At 66.6% G+C, this 13,400-nt stretch carries 16 protein-coding genes; 6 read left to right on the top strand and 10 right to left on the bottom strand.

The window, feature by feature from the left end:
* Nucleotides 1-105: 105 nt before the first annotated feature.
* The 4 genes from ACFWB0_RS20250 to pdhA are packed head-to-tail and all read right to left on the bottom strand — an operon-like array spanning nucleotide 106 to nucleotide 4,723.
* A complete protein-coding gene (locus ACFWB0_RS20250; RefSeq protein ID WP_378492247.1) occupies nucleotides 106-1,239 on the bottom strand; it encodes an MFS transporter in 1,134 nt (377 codons plus the stop codon).
* Nucleotides 1,240-1,287: 48 nt separating this feature from the next.
* Nucleotides 1,288-2,595, bottom strand: a complete 1,308-nt coding sequence (locus ACFWB0_RS20245) for a dihydrolipoamide acetyltransferase family protein (protein WP_378492245.1) — start codon at nucleotides 2,593-2,595, stop codon at nucleotides 1,288-1,290.
* Nucleotides 2,596-2,612: 17 nt separating this feature from the next.
* The gene (locus ACFWB0_RS20240) at nucleotides 2,613-3,629 is read right to left on the bottom strand and encodes an alpha-ketoacid dehydrogenase subunit beta (RefSeq protein WP_378492244.1); all 1,017 of its coding nucleotides are present in this window, start codon (nucleotides 3,627-3,629) and stop codon (nucleotides 2,613-2,615) included.
* Entirely contained in the window at nucleotides 3,626-4,723 is a 1,098-nt protein-coding gene (gene pdhA, locus ACFWB0_RS20235) for a pyruvate dehydrogenase (acetyl-transferring) E1 component subunit alpha (RefSeq protein ID WP_378492243.1), read from the bottom strand. Before pdhA ends, ACFWB0_RS20240 begins: the two co-directional genes overlap by 4 nt.
* Before the next feature lie 168 nt (nucleotides 4,724-4,891).
* Here pdhA and ACFWB0_RS20230 point away from each other — a divergent pair, with 168 nt between their 5' ends.
* On the top strand, nucleotides 4,892-5,365 hold the full coding sequence (locus ACFWB0_RS20230) for an Lrp/AsnC family transcriptional regulator (protein WP_378492242.1): 474 nt from the start codon (nucleotides 4,892-4,894) through the stop codon (nucleotides 5,363-5,365).
* 21 nt (nucleotides 5,366-5,386) lie between these two features.
* On the opposite strand, the gene ACFWB0_RS20225 is transcribed toward ACFWB0_RS20230, so the two are convergent.
* The gene (locus ACFWB0_RS20225) at nucleotides 5,387-5,857 is read right to left on the bottom strand and encodes an acyl-CoA thioesterase (protein ID WP_378492241.1); all 471 of its coding nucleotides are present in this window, start codon (nucleotides 5,855-5,857) and stop codon (nucleotides 5,387-5,389) included.
* A 131-nt stretch (nucleotides 5,858-5,988) separates the two neighbouring features.
* Between ACFWB0_RS20225 and ACFWB0_RS20220 the strand changes: the two genes are divergently transcribed.
* Nucleotides 5,989-6,822, top strand: a complete 834-nt coding sequence (locus tag ACFWB0_RS20220) for a sulfurtransferase (protein WP_378492240.1) — start codon at nucleotides 5,989-5,991, stop codon at nucleotides 6,820-6,822.
* 85 nt (nucleotides 6,823-6,907) lie between these two features.
* Entirely contained in the window at nucleotides 6,908-7,480 is a 573-nt protein-coding gene (locus ACFWB0_RS20215; RefSeq protein WP_378492239.1) for a DUF5995 family protein, read from the top strand.
* Nucleotides 7,481-7,516: 36 nt separating this feature from the next.
* On the opposite strand, the gene tnpA is transcribed toward ACFWB0_RS20215, so the two are convergent.
* Nucleotides 7,517-7,933, bottom strand: coding sequence for an IS200/IS605 family transposase (tnpA, locus tag ACFWB0_RS20210; RefSeq protein ID WP_378492238.1), 417 nt, complete (start codon nucleotides 7,931-7,933; stop codon nucleotides 7,517-7,519).
* Between tnpA and ACFWB0_RS20205 the strand changes: the two genes are divergently transcribed.
* On the top strand, nucleotides 7,898-9,214 hold the full coding sequence (locus ACFWB0_RS20205) for an RNA-guided endonuclease InsQ/TnpB family protein (protein WP_378492237.1): 1,317 nt from the start codon (nucleotides 7,898-7,900) through the stop codon (nucleotides 9,212-9,214). The genes tnpA and ACFWB0_RS20205 overlap by 36 nt on opposite strands.
* Before the next feature lie 52 nt (nucleotides 9,215-9,266).
* Nucleotides 9,267-9,536: a hypothetical protein gene (locus tag ACFWB0_RS20200; RefSeq protein ID WP_378492236.1), complete on the top strand. Its 270-nt coding sequence runs from the start codon at nucleotides 9,267-9,269 to the stop codon at nucleotides 9,534-9,536.
* 13 nt (nucleotides 9,537-9,549) lie between these two features.
* On the opposite strand, the gene ACFWB0_RS20195 is transcribed toward ACFWB0_RS20200, so the two are convergent.
* Nucleotides 9,550-10,371 (bottom strand): shikimate 5-dehydrogenase, encoded by an 822-nt coding sequence (locus ACFWB0_RS20195; RefSeq protein ID WP_378492235.1) that lies wholly within the window; start codon nucleotides 10,369-10,371, stop codon nucleotides 9,550-9,552.
* A 69-nt stretch (nucleotides 10,372-10,440) separates the two neighbouring features.
* Between ACFWB0_RS20195 and ACFWB0_RS20190 the strand changes: the two genes are divergently transcribed.
* Nucleotides 10,441-11,226: an enoyl-CoA hydratase/isomerase family protein gene (locus tag ACFWB0_RS20190; protein ID WP_378492234.1), complete on the top strand. Its 786-nt coding sequence runs from the start codon at nucleotides 10,441-10,443 to the stop codon at nucleotides 11,224-11,226.
* Nucleotides 11,227-11,229: 3 nt separating this feature from the next.
* On the opposite strand, the gene ACFWB0_RS20185 is transcribed toward ACFWB0_RS20190, so the two are convergent.
* From ACFWB0_RS20185 to ACFWB0_RS20175, 3 genes are all read right to left on the bottom strand, one after another.
* A complete protein-coding gene (locus ACFWB0_RS20185; protein ID WP_378492246.1) occupies nucleotides 11,230-11,895 on the bottom strand; it encodes an HNH endonuclease family protein in 666 nt (221 codons plus the stop codon).
* 157 nt (nucleotides 11,896-12,052) lie between these two features.
* Nucleotides 12,053-12,379 (bottom strand): hypothetical protein, encoded by a 327-nt coding sequence (locus ACFWB0_RS20180; protein ID WP_378492233.1) that lies wholly within the window; start codon nucleotides 12,377-12,379, stop codon nucleotides 12,053-12,055.
* A gap of 72 nt (nucleotides 12,380-12,451) precedes the next feature.
* Nucleotides 12,452-13,378, bottom strand: a complete 927-nt coding sequence (locus ACFWB0_RS20175; RefSeq protein WP_378492232.1) for an NADP-dependent oxidoreductase — start codon at nucleotides 13,376-13,378, stop codon at nucleotides 12,452-12,454.
* Nucleotides 13,379-13,400 lie beyond the last annotated feature (22 nt).

The raw sequence follows: 13,400 nt of genomic DNA, 5'->3' as shown, positions 1-13,400 counted from the left end.
TTTGTTCTCGTGCTTCTCTTTTTTTAGTGCCTCGCTTCTGGACCAGGGGTTTTACACCCCACTGTGTGGACCCGCCCCGGTTCCGGGCTCGGATCCACACTTTTCTCATTTGAGGGCCGGGGCGAGCGCCGCAGCGACGAGGACACACACCAACGGCACTACCATCGCGACCGTCAGAGACGACACCTCGGAGATCCAGCCGATCGTCGCCGGTCCGGCCAGGAACCCGATGTAGCCTAGTCCGACGACTCGTGACATGTTCTTACCCGGCGTGCCGGTCGCGATATTTCCTGCAGCGGTGAAGATCTGTGGGACCGCTCCCGACAGGCCCAGACCGAACAACGCCCATCCCGTAAGTGTCAGTGGCAACCACGGCGACACCATCACCAGAGCCATCCCCGCTGCGGCCACGAGAGTGCCGTACCGGACCACGGCGACACCGCCGATTCGCGCGCTGACCCGATCGGCGACGAACCGGCCCAGCGTCATCGTCGCGGAGAACGCACCGAACGCCAGCGCCGCCACGGAATCTGCCGCGTTCAGATGCTCCTTCACCTGGAGCGCACTCCAGTCGTTGGCGACGCCCTCGCTGAGCATCAGCCCGAACGCGACGCCGCCGAGCAGGATCACCCGCGCCGAGTAACCACCTCTGCCGCGCTCGGCAGGTGTGTGCGGCATCGGCTCGCTTCGTACGAGATGACGCCCCGCCCACAGGATCGCGACGAGACCGACGGCGCCGGCCGCTGCCAACGTCACGGGTGGGTCGATGCCCGCGGCGAGTGTCGCGGCACCGACGAGCGACCCGGCGATTCCACCCATCGAGAACAATCCGTGGAACGCCGCCATGATCGGGCGGTGATAGCGCCGTTCGACAACCACGGCTTGAGAATTCATCGACACATCGAGCGCGCCGTTCGCGAAACCGAACAGGACCAGGGCGACGGCGAGCTGCCACGGTGTGGTCGCGAGTCCGGGGCCGACCACCGCGACCGCAAGTATCGCGCCGAACACCAGCGTGGTGCGGTCGCTGCCGAAGCGGTCGGCGAGGTACCCCGTCGCCTGCATTCCTCCGATGGCACCGACCGCGAGGGCGAGCAGCAGCGTCCCCAGCGCGCCGTTACCGATACCCACCCGTTGCTGGACCACCGGGATGTGGACGACCCACATCGCGAGGAGGAAGCCGTTGACACCGAAGACGGTGAACACGGCGGCGCGTGCGCGGGTGAGGACAGTATCGATCACGGAACTCCACGCTAGCGTTCCTGCGGAGTTCTGCTCGGTGGGCCGTCAGGGCGCCGAGACGAGTGTCGGCACCGGATCCTTCAGGACCGCACCGATCGCTGCCAGGGCGCACCCGGCCTGTTCGCCGTCGACGAGCCGATGATCGAACGCCAGCGACAATGTCGCGACCTTCCGCACCGCGAGCGCTCCGTCGACCACCCACGGCCGGTCCGAGATCGCCCCGACCGCCAGAATCGCCGCTTCCCCTGGATTGAGGATCGGGGTACCGGCATCGATACCGAACACTCCCACGTTGGTGATCGAGATAGTCGACCCCGTCAAGTTCGACGGGGACGCCTCACCGGACCTCGCGCTGCCGGCAGCCGCGGCGATCGCGCCTGCCAGTTCGGGAAGCCGCATCTCGTGCGCGTCGCGTACCACGGGCACCTTCAGACCCTCGTCGGTGGCCGTCGCAATGCCCAGGTGTACACGGTGGTGGGTCACGATCTCCTGGGTTTCCTCGTCCCATGACGAGTTCAACGACGGTTCGTCGGCTATGGCCCGCACCAGTGCGGTCGCAACGATCGCCAGCGACGTCAAGTGCGTGCTGTCGAACGGCGGCGATGAGCGCAGCCGCGTCACCAACTCGACGGTGTTCGTCACGTCGCACGTGAGAAACACCGTTGCGTGTGGCGCCGAGAATGCACTGCGTGTGACGGCCGCGGCACTGCGCTTGCGGATTCCGCGGATGGGGACACGTGTCTCGTCCTCGGATATCGATGCCTGCGCCAGTGATGCCTGCGCCAGTGCCCCGTCGGCGTTGCGCCGGACATCGGCGCGAGTGATCACACCACCCGGGCCGGTGCCCTCCACGGTGGCGAGGTCGACGCCGAGTTCCTTCGCCTCGCGCCTCGCGCCGGGTTTCGCGTCGGGCCGGCGTACGAGAGCACCGCTGCTGCTCGGCTCTGCGTCGGGCTCGGCCTTCCGGGAGCCTCGTCTGCTCACCGGCGCTGCGCCGGGACCGTAGCCGACGAGAACCTGCGGTCGCTGCTCGGTCGCCTGTTCTTCGGGTCCGGTGGACGTGGAATCGGTCTCGGCGCCACTGCCGTCCGGCACCGTGATCCTGCCGTCCGGCACCGTGATCCGCAGCAACGGAGCACCCACCGGCACAGTGTCTCCGGGGGAGGCAAGCAACTCGGCGACGGTCCCGGCGTACGGCGACGGCAACTCCACCGTCGCCTTCGCAGTTTCCACCTCGGCGATCACCTGATTGAGTTCGACGTGATCGCCCACCTGGACCGTCCACACGATCAGATCCGCGTCGGCCAGACCCTCACCCAGGTCGGGCAACCGGAATTCCTTGGCAGTGTCCACTCTCGGTTCTCCGTTGCTCACGCCGAGAAGCTGCGGTCGACGGCATCGAGAATCCGGTCCGGGTCGGGGCGGTGATGGGATTCGAGTTTCGCCGGGGGGTAGGGAATGTCGAATCCGCCGACCCGGAGCACCGGGGCTTCGAGTTGATAGAAGCACCTTTCGCTGATACGCGCCGCGATCTCAGCTCCGATCCCGCAGAAGACCGGCGCCTCCTGCACGACGACGAGCCGACCCGTGCGGCGCACCGATTCCTCGATGGTGTCGAAATCGATGGGCGAGAGGGATCGCAGGTCGATCACCTCGATCGAATGTCCTTCGCTCTCGGCAATATTCGCGGCCTGCAATGCCGTGGTCATGAGCGCACCGAACGTCACGAGTGTGGCGTCGGTCCCGGCGCGGGCGATGCGGGCTCGGTCGAGAGGTAGTTCCGGTGCCGCGTCGATGTCGACCGGTCCGCGTTCCCAGTAGCGGTGTTTCGGTTCGAGGAAGATCACCGGATCGTCGAGCGTGACGGACTGCTGGATCATCGCGAACGCGTCTGCGGGGTTGCTGGGGGAGACCACCCGCAGGCCCGCGGTGTGGGTGAAGTACACCTCGGGCGATTCCGAATGGTGCTCTACCGCGCCGATTCCGCCGCCGTACGGGATGCGGATGGTCAGCGGTGCCCGGACGGCGCCCGCGGTGCGGTAGTGGATCTTCGCGACCTGCGAGACGATCTGATCGAACGCGGGATACACGAACCCGTCGAACTGGATCTCGCACACCGGCCGGTAGCCGCGCAGTGCCATCCCGAACGCGGCGCCGATGATCCCGGATTCGGCCAGTGGTGTGTCGATGACCCGGCCGTCACCGAAATCCTTCTGCAGCGTGTCGGTGATGCGGAAGACCCCGCCCAGCCGGCCCACGTCCTCGCCCATGATCACGACCTTGCGATCGTGTTCGAGTGCGCGACGCAGACCTGCATTGAGGGCTGCGCCGAGTGTCATCGTGGTGGTGGTGGTCGTCGTCGTGGTGGTCGTCGTCGTGGTGGTCATCTTCCGGCCTCCTCGGTGGACACGAAACTCGCGAGGTAGTTCGCGTAGTCGGCGCGTTCTCGTTCGAGCAGTGGATGCGCGGTGGTGTACACGTGGTCGAACATGCTCAGCGGCTCGGGATCGGGTAGGTCGAGGGTGCCGCCGCGCATGCGCGCCGCGGCTGCATCGGCCGCATCCTTCACCTCGGCGAAGAAGGTGTCGTCCGCGAGGTTCTCGCGGTCCAGTAGCTTGCGCACCCGCTCGATCGGGTCGCGTGCCCGCCATTCGTCGAGGTCGGCGTCGGTGCGGTAGCGGGTGGGGTCGTCGGAGGTGGTGTGCGGACCCATCCGGTAGGTCAGGGCCTCGACGAAGAACGGCCCCGCGCCGTCGCGCGCATGCCGGGCCGCGCGGCGGGTGACAGCGAGGACCGCGAGTACGTCGTTGCCGTCGACCTGCACGGCGGGCATACCGAACCCGGCGGCGCGTTGCGCGAGCGGGACCGGCGTCTGAATGTGAGTGGGGGCGCTGATCGCCCAGTGATTGTTCTGGCAGAAGAACACGACGCCGACGCCCCAGCTCACCGCGAAGCCGAGCGCCTCGGACACATCGCCCTGGCTGGTGGCGCCGTCGCCGAAATAGGCGACGGTCGCGATATCAGCGCCGTCGAGCTTGGCGCCCATCGCGTATCCGGTGGCGTGCAACCCCTGCGAACCCACGACGATCGCGGGGTTCGTCATGTTCACGGTCGCGGGATCCCAACCGGAGTGCGCACATCCGCGCCACATCCGGGTCATGTCGGCGGGATCGACACCGCGGCACCAGGCGACTCCGTGCTCGCGGTAACTGGTGAAGATGTAGTCGTCGCGCTCGAGCGCGTAGGCAGATCCGACCTGCGCGGCCTCCTGACCGGTGAGGGGCGCCCAGAGGCCGAGTTCGCCCTGCCGCTGGAGAGCGGTGGCTTCGGCGTCGAGCCGGCGGACGACGACCAGATCGCGGTACATCGTGCGCAGACACTCGGGATCGATGTCGGCAACCAGCGCGGCGTATTCGGGGTTGTGGACGCGCCTGCCGTCAGGCTGGATGAGCTGAACAGGATAGGTAGGGGATACCACCATCGTCGATCACCTCGTCGGTGCAGGACCGGATGCCCTTGTGGGACGGACCGGACTCGTAATGTGTCGTACCTCACATGATCCACGTTCGGGGAGAGTGCGCAATCGACCGAGGTCGGATTGGGCAGGAAGCACGGGTACTCGCCGGTTACGGGTGGCACACTGTGAAAGATGACCAATGTGGACGCGACCGACGCCCGTCTGCTGGTGGAGCTGGCGCGCACACCGCGGGCCACAGGTGTCGAGCTGGCGCAGCGTCTGGGGTTGTCCCGCAACACCGTGCAGGCGCGTCTTGCGCGATGGGATGCGGAAGGGCTGCTGGCGTCGTTCGAGCGGCGGGTCGATCCGGTTGTGCTCGGCTATCCGCTCGCCGCGTATGTGGCGACGACGGTGGACCAGCATCGTCTCTCCGACGTAGTAGCGGCGCTGGAGCGGATCCCGGAGGTCGTCGAGGTCTACGGGCTCGCGGGCGCCATCGATCTGTCCGTCAAGATCGTCGCCCGCGACACGGACGACCTGTACCGGCTCGCCGGACAGATTCTCGAGATTCCCGGAGTGGAACGCACCAACATGTCGCTGGTGATGCGTGAACTCGTCCGGCAGCGCGCGGTGCCGCTGCTCGGGAAAATTCTCGGCGACGAATAGTGGCCGAACCGCCGGCCGGGCTCAGGTCGAGCGGGTGACGAGCTTCGTGACGGCCTTGCGGATCTGCTCGGGGATCGGGACGGGGTGTCGCGTGTTCATATCGACGTACACGTGGGCGAAACGCCCGGTGGCAGCCGGAACGAGCGTGCCGTCGGCCTCCTCACGGAACAGGGCCAGTGAGTAGGTTACCGACCGGCGGCCGAGGCTCTCGACGGCGAGTCCCACCTGAAGGCGATCGGGGAACGACAGTTCCGCGAGATAGCGGCACGAGGTTTCGGCGACCACACCGATGGCGTCGAGTTCGCGGATATCCACACCGGTCGTGGTCATCAGCCAGCCGTTGATCGCCGAGTCGAAGTACGAGTAGTAGGTCACGTTGTCGACGTGGCCGTAGTGATCGTTGTCGGCCCAGCGGGTCTGCACCGGCCACAGCACCGGGAACTGCCCCGGGTCGGGAGGCGCTGAGGGTCTCGTCGGCTGGCGGTTGGTCACATCTCGACGATAGTGCTATACGGACAGCAATTCTGATCAACAGTGCCCACATTGCAGAACCGACACCGAAAAAGGGCGAATCGGGGCCCTTTGGCGGCACATCGACCCGGCGCTGCGTGCCATCATTCGGTATGGCCGACCAGAATGTCCTCATCTCTTCCGCGGAACTCGCCGAACGTGTCGACGGCGGAAGACCGCCGATCCTGCTCGATGTGCGCTGGGCACTCGGCGACCGGCACGGCCGGGAGAACTACCGCGAAGGTCACATTCCGGGTGCGGTGTTCGTCGATCTCGACGCCGAACTCGCCGATCCTCCGTCCCTCGAACTGGGACGGCACCCGTTGCCCGACATCGAACGCCTGCAGGAGGAAGCCCGCAGGTGGGGAATCTCCGAGGACTCCACGGTGGTGGCCTACGACGCGACCGGTTCGATGGCGGCGGCGCGCGCGTGGTGGCTGCTGAAGTGGGCGGGGGTGCCGGACGTCCGCCTGCTCGACGGCGGACTGCCCGCGTGGATCGCAGGAGGTCACGCGGTCGCGGCCGGTCCGGGTGCGGAACACCGTCCGGGCACGATCGCGCTCACCGCAGGGCACATGCCGACGGTCGGCATCGACGAAGCCGCAGAATTTCCGTCGCACGGGGTGCTGCTCGATGCGCGCACCGCGGAGCGCTATCTCGGGAGCGAGGAACCGGTGGACTCGCGCGCCGGGCACATCCCGGGCGCGATCAATGCGCCGACCGCCGGAAATCTCCGTGAGGACGGCACATTCCGGCCGGTCGATCAGCTCGCCGCTCGCTTCGCGGAACTGGGTGTGACGGGGGACGTGGCCGTGTACTGCGGATCGGGGGTGAACGCGGCGCACGAGATCGCAGCGCTGGCCATCGCGGGGATCGAGGCATCCCTGTTTCCGGGATCGTGGTCGCAGTGGTCCGGTGATACTCGCCGGGTCGTCGCAACGGGTTGACGGAGATGGCGACATGAATCGGACATAGCCGGAATGTGAACCGCTGTGTACGTTACCTCTGGTGACCTGTACAACCATGATGCGCGTGACCTTCCCTCTCCTGGCCACGGCCGTTGCCGGTGCGATGATCTTCACGCCCATCGCCGCTGCGGAGCCGGTCGATCCGGGAGCGCCCGCCGTATCCGAGTGCGTTCCCTCCGATGCCGTTCCCATCGACTCCGCGGCCGATCTCGGCGCGCTGACCGACCCGGCGGGAATCGAGACCTTCGCCGACGCGCGTGCCCGCATCGGTGCACTGCGCGACGTGCTCAGCCGAAGCGACGACTATCGCGGCACGTTCGTCCTCGCGTTCGACGAGATCCTCGCCTTGACCGAGCCGACCCTGACTTCGGGTGTCTACGACGATCCGGTGTGGGCGGAGAACCTGGCGGTGGAGGTCGTGCGGTTGTACATGGCCAACCTGCACGAATACGTCACCGGAGGCACTCCGGCCCCGCACTGGGCCTCGGCGCTCGCGCTCACCGAGCAGTGTGACCGGAGCCCGGGCCGGGTGCTCACCGGCGCGATCGTGGCGCACCTGGTGATCGACTTTCCCGAGGCGCTCGTGACGATCGGATCGACGCCGGAACACACCCGTGACTTCTACCGATCTCGGTGAGAGTGCTCCATCGTTCACGGTGGAGGTGAATCACCGTCACTCAGGGCGACGTTGAGACCTCACGTACTCGGCAATCACCGACAACGGCGCGCCGCCCGCAGTCCCGCAGTAATACGAGCGGGACCATACATGCCCGCCCCACAGGTACCGGGAAAGGTGCTCCGCGTGATCGCGCCGCACGTGCCGCGATGACACGCCCTTGAGTGAATTCACCAACTTCGACAGCTGCACGGTGGCGGGGAAGTCGACGAGCAGGTGCACATGATCGTCCTCGCCGTTGAACTCCCGCAGCTCGCAGCTGAAGTCCGCGCAGACTCTCCGCATGATCTGCTCGCAGTCCGCCAAGATCGGTCCGGTGAACGCACCCCGGCGGAATTTTGTGACAAACACCAAATGCACATGACAATCCCAGAGAGCATGTCTACCACGTCGGACAAGGTCAACATCAGTCATGACACCAAATGCTATCGTGCTGGTGTGTTGAAGCGATACCGCTACCGCGCCTACCCCACAGGGGAACAGCACAGGGCGCTGTCTCAACTGTTCGGGTGCTGCCGGGTGGTGTTCAACGACGCGCTTGCCGCCCGCGAGTCCGCCCGCAAAGCCGGAAACCCTGTGCCCGGCAAAAGCGAGTTGTCGGCGGCGCTGACCGCCGCGAAAACGACTCCCGAACGGGCGTGGTTGGCTGAGGTGTCGTCGGTGCCGTTGCAGCAGTCGTTGGCGGACCTGCATCGCGCGTATGCCAATTTCTTCGATTCCCGTACCGGGAAACGTAAAGGCCGCAAGGTCGGTGCGCCGCGCTTCAAGAAGCGGACACATCGCCAGTCTGCTCGTTTCACCCGTAACGCCGGGTTCTCGGTTCTCGAGCCGGGCGGTGGTATCGGCCTGGTGCGGTTGCCGAAGATCGGGTGGGTGCGGTACGAGTCGTCGCGGCCGTTGCCGGCGGACCCGTCGAGTGTGACGGTGATCCGGGAGGCGGACGGCCGGCACTATGTGTCGTTCGTGGTCGACGAGCCCGTGCCCGTGCCTGTTGTGGTTGTCCCTCAGTTGGCGCCGGCCCGATGCGCGGGCATCGACGTCGGTCTCACTGACCTTGCGGTGATCGTGTACGACGACGGTACTCGTGAGAAGGTCGACAATCCTCGCTGGTTGCGGTCGAAGGAACGGCGTCTGGGCCGTGCGCAGCGGGCGTATTCACGCACCGAACGTGGGTCGAAGAATCGGGACAAGGCTCGCCGGAAGGTCGCGGCGGCGCACCGGAAGGTGCGCGAGACGCGCCTGGATCACCATCACAAGCTGGCATTGAGGTTGGTCCGCGAGAACCAAGCGGTCGCACTCGAGGGGTTGTCGGTGGCGGGTTTGGCGCGCACGAGGGTGGCGAAGTCGGTGCACGATGCCGGCTGGTCGACGCTGACCCGGCTGATCGAGGAGAAAGCCGCCCGGTATGGCGCGGTGGTGCACACGATCAGTCAGTGGGAGCCGACGTCGCAGGTGTGCGCGGGTTGTGGGGTGCGGGACGGGAAGAAGCCGTTGGGTGTGCGGGTGTGGGTGTGCCCGTCGTGTGGGTTGGTGCTGGATCGGGACTACAACGCCGCTGTGAATGTGTTGCTCGCCGCCGGGCTGGTGGAGAGGGTAAACGCTTGTGGAGGGAGCGTAAGACGTGTGCTTGCATGCGCGGACCCGGTGAAGCAGGAACCCGCTGAACAGACCGCACCATGTGGTGCGGCTGCGTAGGAATCCTCCGTGTTCACGCGGGGGAGGAAGTCAAACCTTCGGTGAGGCGCTCGTGGCCGCGGCGCCCGTGATCGCCGACGAATTCGAACGCGCATACGGAACGGATATGGGCCCGTTCTTCACCGGGTGGTTCGTCGGAGATCTCGTCGGTGACACCGCGACCACCACGTTCATGTTCCAGTCTGCGCGAACGGTGGCCTGGGTCAACAACTTCGGGCTGCAGAACCCCGCGACCCACGACCTCACCCGCGCCGAGATGAATCTCGCGGTCGACGCCGCGAGCGTCGTCCTCGACGGACTCGAGGCGATCGGGACCGTATGAGCACTTCGGTGCGCTAGCGGCGTGAGTACTCGGATGCGCGCCGGATCTGTTCGCCGGTGGGCCTGACGCCGGTGTACAGCTCGAACTGCAGTGCCGCCTGGAGGGCGATCACCTCGTCGCCGGTGATCGTCGGCACCCCGCGTTCGCGTGCAGCGCGCACGAGCGGGGTATCGGGTGGCATTGCCACCACGTCGAACACCGTCGACGCTGCGGCGATGACGTCGTCGGGGAAGGGCAGCGCCTCGGATTCCGCCCCGCCTCCCGCCATTCCGATGGGCGTGGCATTGACGAGGAGTCCCGGCGCCGTATCGGTCGTGTCGGTGCGCCACGCGTAGCCGTATTTCTGGGCCAGCGCCCTACCGCTGACCTCGTTGCGTGCGACGACGGTGCCTTCGGTGAAACCGCTGTGGCGCAGGGCTGCGGCGACGGCCTTGGCCATGCCTCCGCTGCCGGCGATCGTGACGGGCAGGGCGGGGTCGACCGCATGTGCGGCGAGCAGGTCGACCACGGCCTGGTAGTCGGTGTTGTAGGCGTGGAGGGCCCCGTCGTCGTTGACGATCGTGTTGACCGACTCGATCGCTCGTGCCGAGTCGTGAAGAACATCCACCAGCGACAGCACGGCTTCCTTGAACGGCATCGACACACCCGCACCGCGAATGCCCAGCCCGCGGATCCCGGCCACCGCGTCGCCGATGTCGGTGGGGCGGAACGCCTTGTACACGAAGTCGAGATCGAGTTCCTCGTAGAGGTAGTTGTGGAATCGAGTTCCGATGTTGCTGGGTCTGCCCGAGAGGGAGATGCACAACTGCGTGTCTTTGGAGATGCGCGAGGCCATTCCCATACGGTAGTCCGGCCACCGATCGGAATTCTGTTCTCTCAAAAGAGAATGAGGTATGTTCTCGCTATGGGAGACGATCTGGGAGCCGGTGGACTGCGATTCGAGCGTGAAGGTGCGATCGGATGGTGCACCATCGACCGCCCCGCCGCACGCAACGCATTCACCCCCGCCATGTACTACGGCCTCAAACGCGCCGTCCGGCTGGTCAACAACGACCCCGATCTGCGGGCGCTGATCATCACCGGAGTCGACGACGTCTTCGCGCCGGGCGGCGACCTGGGTGGCCGTACCGAACCGGGCGACAACCTGCCGGAAGGGCTCTCCGGAGAAGAAGTCGTACCGTTCCTGGCCATTCGCGACAGTCGCGCGCCCGTCATCTCCGCGGTCAACGGAATCTGCCAGGCGGGCGGGTTGCTCGTGGCCATGATGTCCGACATCGCAGTGGCCAGCGACCGCGCGACCTTCCGCGTGCCCGAACTCCTGCGTGGAATTCCCGACGCGACCTACGCCGCGACACTGCCCGCGCACATCGGCCTGGCCGCGGCCCGCGATCTGATCCTCTCGGCCCGCAAGTTCGATGCGGCCGAGGCCCTGCGTCTCGGCGTGATCTCCCGCGTCGTTCCGCACGACCAACTGCGCGAAGCTGCGCTGACTGCAGCGCGCGAGGTGCTGCAGACCGCGCCGATCGCGCGAGCCCAGGTCAAACGCATGCTCAACGACCGATACGGATTGATCGACTACCAGACCATGTTCGGTGCGCTCGAGACATCACAGGAACCCCGCGAAGGGATGAGGGCGTTCATGGAGAAGCGCGACCCGGAGTGGATTCCACAGAATCTGCCGACCGCCTGACAGTTACCTCTCCGGGCACGTCTCGGCCGCGTCGGCGAGGGCGCCGTGATCCTCCACGGTGATCGGCAACCCGTACCGCAACGCGACCGTGAGGTACTTACCCGCAAACCAGCATCGATACCCGGCGGCGGGTGGTAGCCACCCGGAGGGGGTGTGGTCGCGTTTGGCCATGTTCGCGTTGCCGTCGACGGCAATCAGGTTGTACAGCACGTCGTTTGCGAACTGCCTGCGCAGTTCCACCGCCCACGTCGAGGCGCCGTGATCCCAGGCCGCCGCCAACGGATAGATGTGGTCGATGTGCACCGCATTCGCTTGCGCGCGCTGGAAGTTCACCCGCGCACCGGTGTACGGATCGTCGAGGGTCCCAGCGGTAACGATGCAGTCGCCGCTGCCTGGCCGGAGGACGACGTCGCGCAGGTCCCGCGCAAGCACGTTGTTGCGGGTGTCGCAGCCGTCGTGTCCGCCGGGCCCGGGGTGCTCGTCCGTCCACGCGTGCCCGAAGACGCAGCCGGCACCGCTTCCGCAGTCGCGGTCGTAGCCACCGGGGTGCGGGCGCTCGGGTACCACCGTCACCGCAGTGAGTAACTCGTCGATCACGCTGCGCGACGGACTGCCGGGGACGGGATCCGTCGCCCGAGTCGAGAAGTCGTACCACCACGACACGATCATCGTGATCACGACCACCGCCACCCACCACTTCGCGTTCCCACCGGGCATCGGGAGATCGTGGCAGGTCGGCGTCGGGATGTCGTGTTCACGCGCCCCGAGGACTCCCGCGCGGGTCATGTCGCGTGCACGTGCCCACTCGGCGCACCCGGCGATCGGATCAGCCGTCGGTGGTCAACGGGAAACGTGTCGCGCGAATGGATGCGACGGTGCAGCCGTCGTGTCCGACGATCCATGAGCCACCCGATTGGCGGCATTCTGCGATCCGGTCGTAGACCCTGAGCAGGAAGAAGATCGCTTCCTCAGGGCTGGGGGTCGCGGCGAGGCGATGTGACTCACCGTGTTTGGTGCCGTCGAGCCACACCCCGCACTGGCCGTCCAGGCGCAACGTGGTGACGTGGTCCCAGTCGACGAACGCGTACTTCACCTGCTCCCACGGAGTATGCGTACTGTGGGTCTGCTCGAGAACCTGGATCAGGACGGGCATAGGCCCATCTTCCTCCGCTCGCGCGCCCCGATCCAGAGAGCTCGGCTCCAGAACTCTCAGTGTCCGGAATTCTCACCTGACCGTCACGACCACCTTGCCGCGTGCGTGACCGTCTTCGACGAGCGCCAGTGCGCGACCGGCCTCGTGGAGGGGGAACGTGTGCTCGATCCTCGGATCGAGCACGCCACTGTCGATGAGCGCCGCGACACGCGCGAAGACATCGGTGGTGCGACGACGGTGGACGCCCGAACCACCGAGGTCGGAGGCGAGGCCCGGATCGGCGACACTGATGATCCGCACATCGAGTCCGCACGCCGCAGCGGCGCGTGCCAGGACGTCCCCGCCCACCAGGTCGACGATCACCGTCACCTTTCCGGCGTGTTTCCCTGCCGCCACGATCCGGTCCTCACTGCCGGCGCCGGACTCGATCCAGATGCCGCCGTTCGCCTCCACCAGGTCCGTCTTGTCTGCACTCGCGACACCGAGCACCGCCGCCCCCTGCGCGTGGGCCAGTTGGGTGACGGCGGAACCGACACCACCTCCGGCGCCGAGCACCAGCACAGTGTCGGCGTCGACGATCTCGAGCTGTTCGACGATGTCCAACGCGGTGCCCGCAGCGACAGGAATGGTCGCTGCCGCGGCAAAGCCCAGTCCCTGGGGTTTGTGCGCGGCGCTGTCGGCGTTGAGCACGGTGTATTCGGCGTAACCTCCGAAGCCGGTGGCCGTCGATCCGAAGACGGCGTCACCGACCGCGAAATCCCGGCCGTTCTCACCCACCTCGGTGACCACACCCGACACTTCGCGTCCCAGGACGGCGGGCAGCGTCACCGGGACCGTGTCCTTGCGCGTGCCTGCCCGCACCTTCCAGTCGGCCGGATTCACCCCGGCAGCGTGCACCGCGACGAGGAGCTGACCCGGGCCCGGCCTCGGTACTTCCAGGTCGAAGACCTGCTGGGTACCGGGGCCGCCGTACTCCGAGAATCCATACGCAATCGCCATCTTCACAGCCTGCCACCTCCGT

The sequence above is a fragment of the Rhodococcus sp. NPDC060086 genome (assembly GCF_042730275.1).
Lineage (GTDB): Bacteria > Actinomycetota > Actinomycetes > Mycobacteriales > Mycobacteriaceae > Rhodococcus.
Note: the sequence above shows the minus strand (reverse complement) of the source record. Positions and strands in the feature narration are given on the sequence as shown.

Bases quoted from the DNA above. Each gene is read 5' to 3' on its own strand.
- ACFWB0_RS20240 (WP_378492244.1), bottom strand. From the start codon at position 3,629: ATGACCACCACGACGACGACCACCACGACGACGACCACCACCACCACG.
- pdhA (WP_378492243.1), bottom strand. From the start codon at position 4,723: ATGGTGGTATCCCCTACCTATCCTGTTCAGCTCATCCAGCCTGACGGC.
- ACFWB0_RS20230 (WP_378492242.1), top strand. From the start codon at position 4,892: ATGACCAATGTGGACGCGACCGACGCCCGTCTGCTGGTGGAGCTGGCG.
- ACFWB0_RS20220 (WP_378492240.1), top strand. From the start codon at position 5,989: ATGGCCGACCAGAATGTCCTCATCTCTTCCGCGGAACTCGCCGAACGT.
- ACFWB0_RS20205 (WP_378492237.1), top strand. From the start codon at position 7,898: ATGTCTACCACGTCGGACAAGGTCAACATCAGTCATGACACCAAATGC.
- tnpA (WP_378492238.1), bottom strand. From the start codon at position 7,933: ATGACTGATGTTGACCTTGTCCGACGTGGTAGACATGCTCTCTGGGAT.
- ACFWB0_RS20195 (WP_378492235.1), bottom strand. From the start codon at position 10,371: ATGGCCTCGCGCATCTCCAAAGACACGCAGTTGTGCATCTCCCTCTCG.
- ACFWB0_RS20190 (WP_378492234.1), top strand. From the start codon at position 10,441: ATGGGAGACGATCTGGGAGCCGGTGGACTGCGATTCGAGCGTGAAGGT.
- ACFWB0_RS20185 (WP_378492246.1), bottom strand. From the start codon at position 11,895: ATGATCGTGTCGTGGTGGTACGACTTCTCGACTCGGGCGACGGATCCC.
- ACFWB0_RS20180 (WP_378492233.1), bottom strand. From the start codon at position 12,379: ATGCCCGTCCTGATCCAGGTTCTCGAGCAGACCCACAGTACGCATACT.
- ACFWB0_RS20175 (WP_378492232.1), bottom strand. From the start codon at position 13,378: ATGGCGATTGCGTATGGATTCTCGGAGTACGGCGGCCCCGGTACCCAG.